Origin of the sequence: Streptomyces sp. NPDC048419 (genome assembly GCF_043200415.1) — a bacterium.
In the GTDB taxonomy this organism is placed as follows: Bacteria; Actinomycetota; Actinomycetes; order Streptomycetales; family Streptomycetaceae; genus Streptomyces.
Genome location: NZ_JBICXT010000019.1, coordinates 1 through 16211, shown reverse-complemented (window position 1 = coordinate 16211; position 16211 = coordinate 1). Strand labels below are relative to the sequence as shown.

12 protein-coding genes, 1 tRNA gene and 1 pseudogene are annotated in these 16211 nt (G+C 69.1%); 3 read left to right on the top strand and 11 right to left on the bottom strand.

Annotation, left to right across the window (positions count from 1 at the left end; translation table 11 throughout):
* Window positions 1-122 precede the first annotated feature (122 nt).
* Entirely contained in the window at window positions 123-1559 is a 1437-nt protein-coding gene (pyk, locus tag ACGFYN_RS32645; RefSeq protein ID WP_393869521.1) for a pyruvate kinase, read from the top strand.
* Between the two features lie 4 nt (window positions 1560-1563).
* Here the strand turns inward: pyk and ACGFYN_RS32640 are convergent.
* Window positions 1564-2306, bottom strand: a pseudogene (locus ACGFYN_RS32640) (helix-turn-helix domain-containing protein).
* 81 nt (window positions 2307-2387) lie between these two features.
* A tRNA-Leu gene (locus tag ACGFYN_RS32635) sits at window positions 2388-2471 on the bottom strand.
* A 98-nt stretch (window positions 2472-2569) separates the two neighbouring features.
* On the opposite strand from ACGFYN_RS32635, the gene ACGFYN_RS32630 reads away from it, so the two are divergent.
* Complete coding sequence (locus ACGFYN_RS32630; protein ID WP_393869520.1) at window positions 2570-3226, top strand: ANTAR domain-containing response regulator; 657 nt, start codon at window positions 2570-2572, stop codon at window positions 3224-3226.
* 79 nt (window positions 3227-3305) lie between these two features.
* On the opposite strand, the gene ACGFYN_RS32625 is transcribed toward ACGFYN_RS32630, so the two are convergent.
* The 9 genes from ACGFYN_RS32625 to ACGFYN_RS32585 form a co-directional block, all read right to left on the bottom strand.
* Complete coding sequence (locus ACGFYN_RS32625) at window positions 3306-4022, bottom strand: ABC transporter ATP-binding protein (protein ID WP_393869519.1); 717 nt, start codon at window positions 4020-4022, stop codon at window positions 3306-3308.
* Entirely contained in the window at window positions 4019-4930 is a 912-nt protein-coding gene (locus tag ACGFYN_RS32620) for an ABC transporter ATP-binding protein (protein ID WP_393869518.1), read from the bottom strand. Before ACGFYN_RS32620 ends, ACGFYN_RS32625 begins: the two co-directional genes overlap by 4 nt.
* Before the next feature lie 6 nt (window positions 4931-4936).
* The gene (locus ACGFYN_RS32615) at window positions 4937-6763 is read right to left on the bottom strand and encodes a branched-chain amino acid ABC transporter permease (RefSeq protein ID WP_393869517.1); all 1827 of its coding nucleotides are present in this window, start codon (window positions 6761-6763) and stop codon (window positions 4937-4939) included.
* Window positions 6764-6768: 5 nt separating this feature from the next.
* On the bottom strand, window positions 6769-7701 hold the full coding sequence (locus tag ACGFYN_RS32610) for a branched-chain amino acid ABC transporter permease (protein ID WP_393869516.1): 933 nt from the start codon (window positions 7699-7701) through the stop codon (window positions 6769-6771).
* A gap of 113 nt (window positions 7702-7814) precedes the next feature.
* On the bottom strand, window positions 7815-9044 hold the full coding sequence (locus ACGFYN_RS32605; RefSeq protein ID WP_393869515.1) for a branched-chain amino acid ABC transporter substrate-binding protein: 1230 nt from the start codon (window positions 9042-9044) through the stop codon (window positions 7815-7817).
* A 289-nt stretch (window positions 9045-9333) separates the two neighbouring features.
* On the bottom strand, window positions 9334-9951 hold the full coding sequence (locus ACGFYN_RS32600) for a Tat pathway signal sequence domain protein (RefSeq protein WP_393869669.1): 618 nt from the start codon (window positions 9949-9951) through the stop codon (window positions 9334-9336).
* Window positions 9948-10361, bottom strand: coding sequence for a hypothetical protein (locus ACGFYN_RS32595; RefSeq protein ID WP_393869514.1), 414 nt, complete (start codon window positions 10359-10361; stop codon window positions 9948-9950). Before ACGFYN_RS32595 ends, ACGFYN_RS32600 begins: the two co-directional genes overlap by 4 nt.
* Before the next feature lie 74 nt (window positions 10362-10435).
* Window positions 10436-10927: a hotdog fold thioesterase gene (locus ACGFYN_RS32590; protein WP_393869513.1), complete on the bottom strand. Its 492-nt coding sequence runs from the start codon at window positions 10925-10927 to the stop codon at window positions 10436-10438.
* Window positions 10928-10979: 52 nt separating this feature from the next.
* Window positions 10980-13259: an FdhF/YdeP family oxidoreductase gene (locus ACGFYN_RS32585; protein WP_393869512.1), complete on the bottom strand. Its 2280-nt coding sequence runs from the start codon at window positions 13257-13259 to the stop codon at window positions 10980-10982.
* Between the two features lie 134 nt (window positions 13260-13393).
* On the opposite strand from ACGFYN_RS32585, the gene polA reads away from it, so the two are divergent.
* Window positions 13394-16120, top strand: a complete 2727-nt coding sequence (gene polA, locus ACGFYN_RS32580; protein ID WP_393869511.1) for a DNA polymerase I — start codon at window positions 13394-13396, stop codon at window positions 16118-16120.
* The last annotated feature ends 91 nt before the right edge of the window (window positions 16121-16211 follow it).

Here is a 16211-nt window from a genome sequence, read left to right as displayed (position 1 = left end):
AAATGCTCATCAGAGCACTCGGCTGCACAATTCAATACTTGTCAACACCGCTTCACCCAAAGGTTGTTGAGTGGTCATGCCCGGCCAATTCTCTACCTGCCGGTAAGGTCTAGGCTCGAATCATGCGCCGAGCAAAGATCGTCTGTACTCTGGGGCCCGCCACCGACTCGTACGACCAGATCAAAGCGCTGGTCGACGCCGGAATGGACGTGGCCCGGTTCAACCTCAGCCACGGCGGTCACGCCGAGCACGAGGAGCGATACCGGCGGGTGCGCAAGGCCGCCGACGAGACCGGCCGCAGCGTCGGACTCCTCGCCGATCTTCAGGGTCCGAAGATTCGGCTCGGCAGTTTCGCGGAAGGCCCCGTACTCCTTGAACGCGGCGACACCTTCACCATCTCGGTCGAAGAGGGCGCGGAGGGAAACGGGCACACCTGCGGCACCACGTATCCGGGACTGGCCGGTGACGTCACTCCCGGTGAGCGCATCCTGGTCGACGACGGCAAGGTCTGCCTGGAGGTCACCTCCGTGGACGGCCCGCATGTCCGCACCACCGTCGTCGAGGGCGGCATGGTCTCCGACCACAAGGGCCTGAACCTCCCCGGCGTCGCGGTCTCCGTCCCCGCCCTCTCCGCGAAGGACGAGGCCGACCTGCGCTGGGCGCTGCGCACCGGCTTCGACGTCATCGCGCTCTCCTTCGTCCGCAGCGGCCGCGACATCGAGGACGTCCACCGCATCATGGATGAGGAGGGCCGCCGTCTGCCCGTCATCGCCAAGGTGGAGAAGCCGCAGGCGGTCGACGCGATCGACGACGTCGTCGCCGCCTTCGACGGGATCATGGTCGCCCGCGGGGACCTGGGCGTGGAGATGCCGCTGGAGCAGGTCCCGTTCGTCCAGAAGCGCGCGATCAAGCTGGCGAGGCGCAACGCCAAGCCGGTGATCGTGGCGACCCAGATGCTCGACTCGATGATCGACAACGCACGGCCGACGCGCGCCGAGGCGAGCGACGTGGCCAACGCGGTCATCGACGGCACGGACGCGGTGATGCTGTCCGGCGAGACGAGCGTCGGCAAGTACCCCGTGGAGACGGTCCGGACGATGGCGAAGATCGTCGAGGCGGCGGAGGAGGACCTGCTCGCCAAGGGCCTGCCGCCACTGACCGAACACAACAAGCCCCGTACACAGGGCGGCGCGGTGGCCCGCGCGGCGGCGGAGATGGGCGACTTCCTCGGGGCGAGGTTCCTGGTCGCGTTCACCCAGTCCGGCGACACCGCCCGCCGGATGTCCCGCTACCGCTCGCCGATCCCGCTGCTCGCCTTCACGCCCGAGGCGGCCACGCGCTCGCAGCTCAGCCTGACGTGGGGAGCGGAGACGTTCCTCGGTCCGCCCGTGGACTCCACGGACGCGATGGTCGACCAGGTCGACGATCTGCTGCTGAAGTACGGCCGCTGCGAGAAGGGCGACATCGTGGTCATCACGGCGGGCTCACCGCCCGGGGTGTCCGGCTCCACCAACATGGTCCGGGTGCATCACGTCGGCGAGGACGACAGTCCCAAGTAGGGGGCTAGTGCTTGGGGCCTATGTGGGTGTCGAGGAGGGAGACTGCGGCCTTCTTGGCGACAGAGATGTTGTACGGGTTCCCATGCCGGGTGCAGTGGGTCCAGTCGATGCCGAGCTTGTCGAGGGTGTCGGTGTAGAGGCGGCGGATGCGTAGCGCTTGCGCTCTCCGGCTACGAGGCGAGTCGTCCAGTTGGTGAGGCGGCAGCCGTCGGAGTGGATGAGGCCGCGGACGAATTCCCAGAGGTGGGCGTCGACGATTTCCTGCTGCCAGGGTTCGAGGACGATCGAGCGCTTGTGTTTCCTGCCCGGGCCGTGCTGTGGGAATAGGCAGGTCCAGTGCTTCGTGTACGACTTCACCTCGACACAGCCGGGCTTGTGATGCCGCGTGACGCTGGGGAGCGGCATCACTTTGCGCATGGCCTCTTCGGCGGCGGCAATGAGGCCGGTCTGGGCCGCGTTGCAGAAGATGGACAGGTGGTGCTGCTTGCGCTTCGAGATGATGTGGCCGTCGCCAAGACAGAAGCCCGGCAGATATGAGTATGCGGCCTTGTCGACCTCGCGGCCCGTGCACTGTGGGCAGTCCGTGGGCTCTTCGTATGTCTCGCCGCGTGCTCCACGGTCCTCGGTGCGCCACCAGCCGACGGTGCCGCGCGGGATGTTGAGACTCTCCGCGACCACACGGTTCGGGGTGCCTTGGCGCATGAGTGCGACGGCTTGGGCGCGAATCGAAGGGCTGTGCTGTTCCATGCGGCCACACTGCTGCGATTGATCGCGACGAAACGCAGCAAAAGCGGGATGTTCACGAGAACGTGGACATCCGCTTATGGGTGCCGGGTATGGGATTCGAACCCACACGTCCTTGCGGACAGAGGTGTTTGAGACCTCCGCGTCAACCAGTTGCGCCAACCCGGCTGGACAACCCGAGAGGAGTGTACCGGGTCACCGCACACAGCTGCAGCTAGGTAGGCTGCTCGCAGCAGTACCTGCCCGGCCCGTAACAAGGAGCCCCCGTGACCGCCCCCGAGTCGCCCCAGCCCGTGGACACGCCCGACGAGGACAAGTCGCACGTGCCTCCGATGACGACCCGTGTCGTCATCGCGGAGGACGAGGCCCTGATTCGGCTCGACCTCAAAGAGATGCTCGAGGAAGAGGGTTATTCCGTCGTCGGCGAGGCCGGTGACGGCGAGCAGGCCATCGAGCTCGCCCGTGAGCACCGGCCGGACCTCGTCATTCTCGACGTCAAGATGCCCAAGCTCGACGGCATCTCGGCGGCGGAGAAGATCGCCGAGGAGAGCATCGCCCCGGTGCTGATGCTCACCGCCTTCTCCCAGCGCGACCTCGTCGAGCGCGCCCGGGACGCCGGCGCGATGGCGTACCTCGTGAAGCCCTTCAGCAAGAGCGACGTCGTACCCGCGATCGAGATGGCCGTCTCCCGCTTCACCGAGCTGAAGGAGCTGGAGAAGGAGGTCGCCGACCTGACGCTGCGTCTGGAGACCCGCAAGCTGGTCGACCGCGCGAAGTCGGTCCTGCAGACCGAGTACGGCCTGAGCGAGCCGGCCGCCTTCCGCTGGATCCAGAAGACCTCGATGGACCGCCGCATGTCCATGCAGCAGGTCGCCGAGGCGGTCATCCAGGACGCCGACGAGAAGAAGGCGTCCAAGGGCTGACCCGCGCGCACACGTCACGAGGCCCGCGTCCCCCGGTCGTCCGGGGAGCGCGGGCCTCGTCGTGCCGGCCGGGAGGCGCTCAGTCCTCGCCGAGGTACGCCTTGCGCACCGACTCGTCGCTCAGCAGGTCCTGTCCGGTGCCGGACAGGACGATGTTGCCGACCTCCATGACGTGGCCGTGGTCGGCCAGCGACAGCGCCGCCTGGGCGTTCTGCTCGACGAGCAGAATGGTCGTCCCCTGCGACTTGAGCTCGGCGATGGTCGACATGATCTTCTGCATCATGATCGGCGACAGACCCATCGAGGGCTCGTCGAGCATCAGCAGCTTGGGCTGGGACATCAGGGCGCGGCCCATGGCGAGCATCTGCTGCTCACCGCCGGACAGGGTGCCCGCGGCCTGCTTGCGCCGCTCTCCCAGGATCGGGAAGAGGTCGTAGGCGCGCTGGATGTCCTTCTCGATGCCCGCCCTGTCGTTGCGCAGGAAGGCGCCGAGGCGCAGGTTGTCCTCGATCGTCATCCTGGGGAAGATGTGCCGCCCCTCGGGCGAGTGGGCGAGCCCGAGGGAGACGATCTGGTGGGCCGGGGTCTTCTTCAGCGACTTGCCGTTGAACTTGATCTGGCCGCCGACCGCCTTGAGCAGACCCGACAGGGTGCGCAGCGTGGTGGTCTTGCCGGCGCCGTTGGTCCCGATGAGGGTGACGACCTCGCCCGCCTCGACCTTGAACGAGATGCCCTTGACGGCCTCGATCTTGCCGTAGGCGACGCGGAGGTCCTCGACCTCGAGCAGTGCGGTCATCGGTCGGTCTCCTTGCCGGGCGCGGCGTCCGTCGGGGTGCCGGACTGGGTCTCGGCGGCCTCGACCCGGGCGATCTCCTGGTCGCCGGGGGAGTCCTCGAAGGGCTCTCCCAGGTAGGCGGCGATGACGCGCTCGTCGCCCTGGACGGTGGCGCTGTCACCCTCGACGAGCTTCTCGCCCTGGACCAGTACGGCGACCCGGTCGCAGAGGTTGAAGATGAACCGCATGTCGTGCTCGATGACGAGGACGGCGATGCCCCGGTCGCGGATCGCGAAGACCAGTTCCTCGGTGGCCCTGGTCTCCTGCGGGTTCATGCCGGCGGTCGGCTCGTCGAGCAGCAGCAGACCCGGCTCGCTGGCCAGGGCCCGGGCGATCTCCAGCTTGCGCTGCTCGCCGTAGGGCAGGTTGCGCGCGAGGTGGTCGGCCTTGGCCGCGAGGCCCACGAACTCCAGGAGCTCCATGGCGCGTGCGCGCGAGGTCGCCTCGGCCTTGTGGAAGCTCGGCAGGCGCAGCACCGCGGACCAGAAGCCCTCCTTGGTGCGCGTGTGGCGGCCGACGAGGACGTTCTCCAGGACCGTCATGTTGGCGAACAGACGGATGTTCTGGAAGGTCCTCGCGATACCGGCCGCGGTCACCTTGAAGGACTTCGCCGGCAGCACGGTGTCCTTGTAGCGGACCTCGCCCTCGGTGGGGATGTAGAGGCCGGTGAGGCAGTTGAAGAAGGTGGTCTTGCCGGCGCCGTTGGGCCCGATGAGGCCGACGATCTCGCCGCTGTTGACGGTGAGGTCGACGTTGCGCACGGCGGTCAGGCCGCCGAAGCGCATGGTCACGCCGCGGGCGTCGAGTACGACCTGTCCGGGGGCGGTGGCGCCCGGGGTGGTGCCCTGGGTTGAGGTGTCGGTGGTCATGTGTGGTCAGGCCCCTGTCTTGCTGAGGACTGTGGGCACTTCGGCCTCTTCATGGAACTCAAGCTGGCGGCGCCGGTTGGCGACGAGGCCCTCCGGGCGGAAGCGCATCAGCAGGATGAGCGCGACACCGAACGCGAAGAGCTGGTAGTCGCCGAGGAACTGGAGCTTGTTCGGGATGAGGTAGAGCAGGGAGGCACCGATGAGGGGGCCGCCGATGGTGCCCATGCCGCCGAGGACGACCGCGGCGAGCAGGAACGCGGAGTTCGGCGGGATCGGGCCGGCGAACTGGTACTGCTCGGGCGTGACGGTGTAGGTCACGTGCGCCTGCACGGTGCCGGCGAGACCCGCGAGGGAGGCGCCGACGGCGAAGGCGATGAGCTTGACCTTGAAGCCGTTGATGCCCATGGCGAGCGCGGCGGTCTCGTCCTCGCGGATGGCGACCCAGGCGCGGCCGATGCGGGAGTCGCCGCTGCGCCGGAAGACGAGGACGACGATGGCCGTGATGACCAGCATCAGCAGGAAGTAGTTGGCGAACCGGCCGATGGTGAAGCCGAGGATGTCGTGCGGGGCACCGAGGTCCCAGCCCAGGATCTTCAGGTTCGGGATCGAGGAGATGCCGTTGGAGCCGTTGGTGATGTCCGGACCGGAGGTGCCGTCCAGGTTGTTGGCCGTGATGCGGAAGATCTCACCGAAGCCGAGGGTGACGATGGCCAGGTAGTCGCCGCGCAGTCGCAGGGTCGGCGCACCGATGAGGACGCCGAAGGTGAGCGAGGCCGCGGCACCGACGAGGACGGCCGCCCAGAACGGGAACTGCACGTCGAACGGCGAGCTGGGCGAGCCGGAGACCAGGGCCGCGGCGTACGCGCCGACACCGAGGAAGGCGACGTATCCGAGGTCGAGGAGGCCGGCGAGGCCGACGACGATGTTCAGGCCGAGGGCGACGGTGGCGAAGATCAGGATGTAGACGCCGAGGGTCGCGTACTGGTCGTCGGTCTGGGTGAAGGGGAACAGCGCCGCCGCGATGAAGGCGCCCCAGACGGTGATGGTCTGGTGCCGGGCGGTGATCTGGGAGGCCTGGGCGACCAGACCGGCCTTGTTGAGGGCGGTGAAGCCGAAGCCGGCGGTGATCAGGAAGCCGACGAACAGCTCGTCGTACTGGGTGCCGATGCCGTAGGTGAAGACCAGCAGGCCGAGGGCCATGATGCCCGCGATGATCAGGATCTCGACGAAGGCCGGGAGCTTGCCGACGGGCCGCGCGTGGTTGGCGGCGAAGGCCGTCTTGACGGTCTCCCACCAGTGGGACGACTTGTTCCTGAAGTGCTCCCAGGCGGAGTCGTCGGGGTCGATCGGCTCGGGCTCGGGGTGCTGGAAGGGCAGCGCCAGGGCGCCGACGAAGGCGGCGAGGCTGCCGATCGCGACGAGGTAGCCGCCCGGGTCGAGGTTGACGACGCCGCCGAGTTCGTCGCTGATCGCGATGACCGTGTACCAGGCGGTGGCGAACGCGGCGAGCGCGGCCATCTTGAGGGCGGCGTCGCCGCCGGCGGGCACCAGCCCGCGCAGCCATGAGACGCCGTAACCGGCCAGCGCGAACAGGGTGGTGAAGATGCCGCCGATCAGCACGAGGACCTGCAGTCCGCCCGGGTAGCCGTAGACGGTGAGGTCGCCGGGGAACGCGGACGTCCAGGTCCAGGACATGAACGTCGAGATGATCGTGAGGACGCCGCCGCCGAGGGCGAGGGCGCGGCCGAGTTGCGGCGAGAGGCCGATCAGGCCGGACGGGGCGGCCGCGGCCGGGGTCCCAGGGGTCTCTGGAGCGGTGGTCTGTGTGGTCATCGGTGTCACGCCCTGTCCGCGACGCGCTCGCCGAGCAGACCTTGAGGCCTGAAGAGGAGCACAAGGATGAGGAGTACGAACGCCCAGACATCCGCCCAGGACTGACTGCCGAACTTTTCCATGCCGGGGATGTCGGAGATGTAGGCGGAGGCCAGGGTCTCGGCGACACCGAGCACGACGCCACCGATCATGGCTCCGTAGATGTTGCCGATACCGCCGAGGACGGCCGCGGTGAACGCCTTGAGGCCGAGGATGAAGCCCATGCGGAAGTTGATCTCGCCGTACTTGAGGCCGTAGGCGACACCTCCGACGGCGGCGAAGACGGCGCCGAGGGCGAAGGCGATCACGATGATGCGGTCGGTGTTGACGCCCATGAGCTTGGCCGTGTCCGGGTCCTGCGCGGTGGCCTGCATACCGCGTCCGGTACGGGTCTTCATGACGAAGTAGCCGAGGACGGCCATGCTGACGGGGGCGGCGATGAGCAGGAAGATGTCGCCGGTCTGGATGGTGACGCTTCCGATGTGGAACGGCCCGCCGTCGATCTGCGGGAAGGTCCGGGAGGACTTGGCGTCCGGGTACCAGGCCCACACCGCCTGCTGAAGGGCGAGGGAGAGGCCGATGGCGGTGATGAGGGGGGCGAGGCGGGGGGCGCCTCGCAGGGGGCGGTAGGCGAACCGTTCCGCTCCCACGGCGACGGCCGTGGCGACGATGATGGCGCCGATCAGCATCAGCGGCAGGGCGATCCACATCGAGGTGCCGCTGGGCAGAACGTAGGCATAGACCGTCAGAGCACCGAAGGCTCCGGTCATGAAGATCTCGCCGTGGGCGAAGTTGATGAGCTGGACAATGCCATAGACCATCGTGTAACCGATGGCGACCAGCCCGTACATGGATCCCAGTAGCAGGCCGTTGACCAGCTGCTGCGGCAGTTCGTTCACCGCATGTCCTCCGAGACTTTCGGATGATTTCGACGGATGAAGCCGGATGCGAGAACGCGCGGGGCGCTTGTGGAACAGCGCCCCGCGCGGCTCGTGAATGGTGCGGGTGAGGGTCAGCCGGTGAACGTACCGGACTTGACGGCCGCCCAGGCACCGTTCTTCACGGCGTAGACGGTGAGCTGCTTGTTGGTGGCGTCACCGTACTGGTCGAAGGAGACCTTGCCGGTGACTCCGTCGAAGGACACGCCCTGCATGGCTGCGGTGATCTTGGCGCGGGCGTCGGACGGCAGCTTGCCGTTGTTGTCGTCGACGACCTTCTTCACGGCCTGGATGATGGCCCAGGCGGAGTCGTAGGAGTAGCCGCCGTAGGCGCCGTACTCCTCCGAGTAGCCGCCGGCCTTGTAGTCGGCGACGAACTTCTTGGCGGAGTCGAGCGTCTCCACCGGGGCGCCGACCGAGGTGGCGAGGTCGCCGGTGGCGTTGGCGCCGGCCAGCTTGATGAAGGTCGGGTCGAAGATGCCGTCACCGCCGACGAGCGGGATCTTGGCACCGGTCGACTTGATCTGCTTGCTGAGCGGACCGGCCTGCGGGTACTCACCGCCGTAGTAGACGGCCTCGGCACCGGAGTTCTTCACCTGGGTGGCGACCGAGGAGAAGTCCTTGGTGTCGGGGTTGATGTGCTGGGTGCCCACGACCGTGCCACCGAGCTTCTTGAACTCGGCGGTGAAGGTGGCGGCGAGGCCGGCACCGTAGGTCTTCTTGTCGTCGATGACGAAGACCTTCTTCTTCTTGGCCGTGTTGTAGACGTACTCGGCGGCGAACGGGCCCTGGATGGCGTCCGTGGTCGCGGTGCGGAAGTACGACTTGAACGGGCGGGCCTTGGTGGTCTGCCAGTTCGTGCCCTGGGTCAGGGCGGGGTTGGTGTTGGCCGGGGAGACCTCGACCAGCTTGGCGTCGTCGAAGACCTTCTGCATGGACTCGGCGACCGAGGAGTTCAGGGGGCCGACGACACCCATGACGTTCTTGTCGGCGACCAGGGACGAGGCGTTCTGCTGGCCCGAGGAGGGCTGTGCCTGGTCGTCCTTGGCCTCGATCTTGAAGGTGACGCCGTCCACGAGCTTCTGCTTGTTGGCGTTCTTCACGGCGAGATCGACGGAGTTCTTGATGCCCTGGCCCAGCGCGGACAGGTCGCCGGTCAGCGGGGCGTCGACTCCGATGGTGACGGTGGTGCCACCGCTGCCGGAGTTGCCCTTGTCGCCGCTGTCGCGCGAGCCGCAGGCGGTGAGGGTGAGTGCTCCCGCCGCCAGGGCGGCGGTGATGGCGATGAGCGAACGTTGACGCACGATCAGTCCTTTCCCTGTCACCGGCCCCTCCCCCCTGGGAGTGGCCGAGTCGCTGCGCCGGGCCGAAGTGACTTTTCGGCAGCACGGTGACTGGCGGTGACTCTAAGCGTGTGGAGGAAGCCTGGAGGAGGGTCTGACTGAGGCTGTGACTGTCTTGTTATGACCCCACGTTATGCAGAGCGGTACACGGTGGGTGGAACAGCGGAATTCCAGCCGATTCGCCCCGTCCACATTCTGAGAACCTGCAGGACCCGCGCGGGGCTGTCAGGCGCTTCGGGAGTTTTGCTAATTACCGGGAAGTGTTGTCGCAGATGGCTTGTAGGGCACTGGAGAGGTGCTGTGCATAGCGCTGCCCCAGGATGAAACTGTGGACCTCCATTGCGCGCGTATTACGCAGAGTTACGTCCAGGAAAGGGAGTCCGGCACTTTCCGGCGTATTACGGCATTGCGTGACGTGCATGGTGATCACGACCTTGCGACTGTCGCCTGCCCGTGTCCGGAAAGGGGTGCGGGGCTGCGAGGTCAGGGTCAGGCCGGCGTAGGGCTGGGCGATGTCCCGGACCGTGACGGGCGGTCCCGACGCCACGCTCAGGTCCACCGTGAAGCTGAAGCTGCCGGGCCTTTCCGGCTTCGGGGCGGTCACCGGGGCGAGGTAGGTGATGTCCACAACCTGAGACGGGTACGGCGGCGGAGGGGGCGGCGGCCTGTGCGGCCGGGTGAGGTAGAGATAGCCGCCCGCCACGAGGACTGCTGCGGCCGTGATGCCCGCGACGGCGGCGCGCCGGTGCCGGTCGAACCACTGCCCGAGGGGGCCGCGCGGCCGCCGGGGCAGGGTGGCGGTGCCGCCTTCCGGGGTGTCCCGGGCCCAGGTGCCCTCGCCCGGCTCCAGGGGGCCGACGCCGCTCACTGCCACGGCCCGTTGCTCGGACCGCCGGTGCGGTACCAGTCCCGGCAGCCCTCGCGCGCCCGGCGGACGATCAACCGGTCGGCCGCCGAGGCGCCTTGGCGTTTCTTGGTGGCCCGCGCGGCGTCCACGACGTCCCGCAGGATGTCGTACTGCCCGTTGGACAGGCCCATCGTCTGGTAGTCCCCGTAGGTGTGGCTGTCCAGCACCTTGCGCGACCAGTACGTGACGACCCGCGCGCACAGCGCCTCGGGTGCGGTGGCGGACGGTGCGGCCGATGCGGTGCGCGGGGCGGCCGCACCGCTCCCGGAGCCCGACGAGCCGCACCCGGCGCACGCACCGCTCGTCACCAGGACCAGCGCCAGCCCGCAGCCGACCACCGTCGTCGGACGGGCGGCTCCTCCCGTTCTCATGACATGACGCTATGGCCTGATCGGCGGGTCGGGCCAGAGGCGGGACGCAGGGCCGGCGGGGAGGCCGGGGCCGGTCAGCCGGCGGCGGCGCCCACCGGCGCCCCGTCGCCGGGCCGTACGTCACGGAGCAGGCAGGTCAGACGGGCGGTGCACACACGGCGCTCCTGCTCGTCGCTGATCACGATCTCGTACGTTGCCGTCGACCGGCCCCGGTGCACGGGCGTGGCCACCCCGGTGACCAGGCCCGAGCGGACGCCGCGGTGGTGGGTGCAGTTGAGGTCGACGCCGACCGCGATCTTGGAGCTGCCCCCGTGCAGCATCGAGCCGACGGAGCCGAGGGTCTCGGCCAGCACGGCGGAGGCGCCGCCGTGCAGCAGGCCGTACGGCTGGGTGTTGCCCTCGACCGGCATCGTGCCGACGACACGGTCCGCCGAGGCCTCCAGGATCTCCACGCCCATACGGGTGCCGAGGTGCCCGGCGGAGAACAGGGCCGGGAGGTCGACGCCGAGTGCGGCGTACTCGTCGATGACCCCCTGCGGGAACGTCACGTTGTTCTGCTCGCCCATCGGCCCTGCTCCGTTCGTCCTGATCAATCGTCCCAGCTGGCTGAGCAAACGCTCAGTCGGCTGCCGATTGTTCCAGACGCACGACGACGGACTTGCTGGCCGGGGTGTTGCTGGTGTCGGCGGTGGCGTCCAGCGGGACGAGGACGTTGGTCTCGGGGTAGTACGCGGCCGCGCAGCCGCGGGCCGTCGGGTAGTGCACGACCCGGAAGCCGTTCGCCCTGCGCTCGACGCCGTCCCTCCACTCGCTCACCAGGTCCACGTACGACCCCTCGGCGACCCCGAGCGTCCGCGCGTCCTCGGGGTTGACCAGCACCACCCGGCGGCCGTTCCTGATGCCGCGGTAGCGGTCGTCGAGGCCGTAGATCGTGGTGTTGTACTGGTCGTGCGAGCGCAGCGTCTGCAACAGCAGGCGGCCCGCGGGCAGTTCGGGGTACTCGACGGGCGCGGCGGTGAAGTTGGCCTTGCCCGTCGCCGTCGGGAAGCGGCGCTCGTCGCGCGGGGCGTGCGGGAGGGCGAAGCCGCCCGGGCGGGCCACGCGGGCGTTGAAGTCCTCGAAGCCGGGGACCACGCGCGCGATGCGGTCGCGGACCGTCGCGTAGTCCTTCTCGAACTCCTCCCACGGCACCGGGTTCTCCGCGCCCAGCACGCGGCGTGCCAGCCGGCAGACGATGGCCGGCTCGGACAGCAGGTGCTTGCTCGCGGGGTCCAGACGGCCGCGGGAGGCGTGCACCATGCCCATCGAGTCCTCGACGGTGACGAACTGCTCGCCGCCGCCCTGCAGATCGCGCTCGGTGCGGCCCAGGGTGGGCAGGATCAGGGCACGCGCGCCCGTGACCGCGTGCGAGCGGTTGAGCTTCGTCGACACGTGCACGGTCAGGCGGGCGCGGCGCATGGCCGCCTCGGTGACGTCCGTGTCGGGGGAGGCGGAGACGAAGTTGCCGCCCATGGCGAAGAAGACCTTCGCCACGCCGTCGCGCAGGGCGCGGATGGCCTGGACGACGTCGTAGCCGTGCTCGCGCGGCGGCGCGAAGCCGAACTCCCGCTCCAGGGCGTCCAGGAAGGCGGGCGCGGGGCGCTCGAAGATGCCCATCGTGCGGTCGCCCTGGACGTTGCTGTGGCCGCGCACCGGGCACACGCCCGCGCCCGGGCGGCCGATGTTGCCGCGCAGCAGAAGGAAGTTGACGATCTCGCGGATGGTCGGCACCGAGTGCTTGTGCTGGGTGAGGCCCATCGCCCAGCAGACGATCGTCCGCTCGGAGGCGAGCACCATGCCGAGGGCCCGCTCGATCTCCTCGCGCGTGAGGCCCGTCGCCGCCAGCGTCTCGTCCCAGTCGGCGTCTTTCGCCGCGGCCGCGAACTCCTCGTAGCCGTCGGTGTGTCCGCGGACGAACTCCTCGTCGACCGCACCTTCCGTGTCGAGGATCAGCTTGTTGAGGAGGCGGAACAGGGCCTGGTCGCCGCCGATGCGGATCTGCAGGAACAGATCGGTGAGCGCGGCGCCCTTGAGCATGCCCTGCGGGGTCTGCGGGTTCTTGAAGCGCTCGAGGCCCGCCTCGGGCAGCGGGTTGACGCTGACGATCTTCGCGCCGTTCGCCTTCGCCTTCTCCAGGGCGGTGAGCATGCGCGGGTGGTTCGTACCGGGGTTCTGACCGGCGACGATGATCAGGTCGGCCTTGTAGAGGTCCTCCAGCAGGACGCTGCCCTTGCCGATGCCGATGGTCTCCGTGAGCGCCGAACCGGACGACTCGTGGCACATGTTGGAGCAGTCGGGGAGGTTGTTCGTGCCGAGCTGCCGGGCGAACAGCTGGTAGAGGAAGGCCGCTTCGTTGCTGGTGCGCCCCGAGGTGTAGAAGACCGCCTCGTCCGGGGAGCCGAGCGCGGCGATCTCCTCGGCGACGATGTCGAACGCGCGCTCCCAGGTCACCGGCTCGTAGTGATCTCCCCCTTCGGCGAGATACATGGGGTGCGTGAGCCGGCCCTGCTGGCCGAGCCAGTAGCCGCTGCGGGTCGCGAGGTCGGCGACGGAGTGCGCGGCGAAGAACTCCGGGGTGACCCGGCGCAGGGTGGCCTCCTCGGCCACCGCCTTCGCGCCGTTCTCGCAGAACTCCGCCGTGTGCCGGTGCTCCGGCTCCGGCCAGGCGCAGCCCGGGCAGTCGAAGCCGTCCTTCTGGTTGACGCGCAGCAGCGTCAGTGCGGTGCGCCTCACGCCCATCTGCTGCTGGGCGATGCGCAGGGTGTGACCGATCGCGGGCAGTCCCGCGGCCGCGTGCTGCGGCTCGGCGACCTGCGGCGCGTCCTGGACCGGATCGCTCTGGGGTGGCTTCGTCGCCATCGCACACTCTCCTTCACCTGCACCTGCGAACTACCCCTCCGATCCTCGCACGCGCAGGTGACGGCGAGGGTGCCAGGGAGGCCGCGGGGCGTGCGGAGGTCCGGCTGTCAGTGGCACGTGGCAGGATCGGGGGCGTGGCAGAGACAGCATCGAAGAAGACCGAGAAGACCACCGACGGCGCGCGGCCCCGCCTCATGCTCATGGACGGGCACTCGCTGGCCTACCGCGCGTTCTTCGCGCTGCCCGCGGAGAACTTCACGACCGCGACGGGCCAGCCGACGAACGCGATCTACGGCTTCGCGTCGATGCTGGCCAACACCCTGCGCGACGAGGCGCCCACGCACTTCGCGGTGGCCTTCGACGTCTCCCGCAAGACCTGGCGCTCCCAGGAGTTCACGGAGTACAAGGCGAACCGCTCCAAGACGCCGGACGAGTTCAAGGGCCAGGTGGAGCTGATCGGCGAGCTCCTCGACGCCATGCACGCGTCGCGGTTCGCGGTCGAGGGCTTCGAGGCGGACGACGTCATCGCCACCCTCGCCACCCAGGCCGAGGCCGAGGGCTTCGACGTCCTGATCGTCACCGGCGACCGCGACTCCTTCCAGCTGGTCAGCGACCGTACGACGGTGCTGTACCCGACGAAGGGCGTCTCCGAGCTCACCCGCTTCACCCCGGAGAAGGTCTTCGAGAAGTACGGGCTGACGCCCGCGCAGTACCCCGACTTCGCGGCCCTGCGCGGCGACCCGTCCGACAACCTGCCGGGCATCCCCGGTGTCGGCGAGAAGACCGCCGCGAAGTGGATCAACCAGTTCGGTTCCTTCGCCGAGCTGGTCGAGCGCGTCGAGGAGGTCAAGGGCAAGGCCGGGCAGAACCTGCGCGACCACCTGGAGTCGGTCAAGCTCAACCGCCGCCTGACGGAGCTGGAGCGCGGCGTCGAGCTGCCCAGGGCCGTCACCGACCTCACGCGCGAGCCGTACGACCGCAAGGCCGTCTCGATGGTCCTGGACACCCTGGAGATCAGGAACCCCTCCCTGCGCGAGCGGCTCTTCGGCGTGGACCCCGGGGCCGAGGAGGCCGAGGCCACGCCGATCGCGACCGAGGGCGTGGAGCTGGACGGCAGCGTGCTCGGCACGGGCGAGCTGGCCCCCTGGCTGACCGAGCACGGCGGCGGCACGCTCGGTGTCGCCACCGTCGACACCTGGGCGCTCGGCACCGGCTCGGTCGCCGAGGTCGCGCTCGCCGCGGCCGGGGGTGCGGCCGGCTGGTTCGACCCCGCGCAGCTGGACGAGGCCGACGAGAAGGCGTTCGCGGCCTGGCTCGCCGACGCCGGCCGGCCGAAGGTCTTCCACAACGCCAAGGGCGCCATGCGGGTCTACGCCGAGCACGGCTGGAGCATCGCCGGCGTCCGCATGGACACCGCGCTCGCCGCCTACCTGGTCAAGCCCGGCCGCCGCTCCTTCGACCTGGACGCGCTCTCCCTGGAGTACCTGCACCGCGAGCTGGCCCCCGCCGCAGTGGCCGACGGCCAGCTCGCCTTCGGCGCGGACGACGGCGCCGAGGCCGAGGCCCTGATGGTCCAGGCCCGCGCCGTCCTCGACCTGGGCGAGGCCTTCGAGAGCCGCCTGCAGGAGGTCGGCGCCGCGGACCTCCTGCGGGACATGGAGCTGCCCACGTCCGCCCTGCTGGCCCGGATGGAGCGGCACGGCATCGCGGCCGACCGTGCCCACCTGGAGGCCATGGAGCAGATGTTCGCCGGAGCCGTCCAGCAGGCGGTGAAGGAGGCGCACGCGGCGGCCGGGCACGAGTTCAACCTCGGCTCGCCCAAGCAGCTGCAGGAGGTCCTCTTCGGCGAGCTGGCCCTGCCGAAGACCAAGAAGACGAAGACGGGCTACACCACGGACGCGGACGCCCTGGCCTGGCTCGCCTCCCAGACGGACAACGAGCTGCCGGTGATCATGCTCCGCCACCGCGAGCAGGCGAAGCTGCGGGTCACGGTCGAGGGCCTGATCAAGACGATCGCCGCGGACGGCCGTATCCACACCACCTTCAACCAGACGGTCGCCGCGACCGGCCGTCTGTCCTCCACGGACCCCAACCTGCAGAACATCCCGATCCGCACCGACGAGGGCCGGGCAATCCGCCGCGGCTTCGTCGTCGGCGAGGGCTTCGAGTCCCTGATGACCGCCGACTACAGCCAGATCGAGCTGCGCGTGATGGCCCACCTCTCCGAGGACGAGGGCCTGATCGAGGCGTTCACCTCCGGCGAGGACCTGCACACCACGGCGGCCTCCCAGGTGTTCGCCGTCGAGGCCACCGCGGTGGACGCGGAGATGCGCCGCAAGATCAAGGCCATGTCGTACGGCCTGGCCTACGGTCTGTCCGCGTTCGGCCTGTCCCAGCAGCTGAACATCGAGGCGGCGGAGGCGCGCGGCCTGATGGACGCGTACTTCGAGCGCTTCGGCGGCGTCCGGGACTATCTGCGCCGGGCCGTCGACGAGGCGCGGGCGACGGGCTACACGGCGACGCTGTTCGGGCGCCGCCGCTACCTCCCCGACCTCAACAGCGACAACCGCCAGCGCCGTGAGGCGGCCGAGCGCATGGCCCTCAACGCGCCCATCCAGGGCACCGCGGCGGACATCGTCAAGATCGCCATGCTCAAGGTCGACGGCGCGCTCCAGAAGGCGGGTCTCACCTCCCGCATGCTCCTCCAGGTACACGACGAAATCGTCCTCGAGATCGCCCCCGGCGAGCGCGCGGCGGCGGAGGAGATCGTCCGCCGCGAAATGGCCGATGCCGTCGAGCTGAGGGTCCCGCTCGGCGTCTCGGTCGGCGCGGGTTCGGACTGGGAGTCGGCGGCGCACTAGTGTCCTGCGCCAGTAGTTGATCGTTAGTAGGTGTGTGACTTCTGCTGCTGGTGCGTCAGTTCCCCGTCGGGGCCCGAAGCTGGAACCGTTG

Bases quoted from the DNA above. Each gene is read 5' to 3' on its own strand.
- pyk (WP_393869521.1), top strand. From the start codon at position 123: ATGCGCCGAGCAAAGATCGTCTGTACTCTGGGGCCCGCCACCGACTCG.
- ACGFYN_RS32625 (WP_393869519.1), bottom strand. From the start codon at position 4,022: ATGACCGCACTGCTCGAGGTCGAGGACCTCCGCGTCGCCTACGGCAAG.
- ACGFYN_RS32620 (WP_393869518.1), bottom strand. From the start codon at position 4,930: ATGACCACCGACACCTCAACCCAGGGCACCACCCCGGGCGCCACCGCC.
- ACGFYN_RS32615 (WP_393869517.1), bottom strand. From the start codon at position 6,763: ATGACCACACAGACCACCGCTCCAGAGACCCCTGGGACCCCGGCCGCG.
- ACGFYN_RS32595 (WP_393869514.1), bottom strand. From the start codon at position 10,361: ATGAGAACGGGAGGAGCCGCCCGTCCGACGACGGTGGTCGGCTGCGGG.
- ACGFYN_RS32590 (WP_393869513.1), bottom strand. From the start codon at position 10,927: ATGGGCGAGCAGAACAACGTGACGTTCCCGCAGGGGGTCATCGACGAG.
- ACGFYN_RS32585 (WP_393869512.1), bottom strand. From the start codon at position 13,259: ATGGCGACGAAGCCACCCCAGAGCGATCCGGTCCAGGACGCGCCGCAG.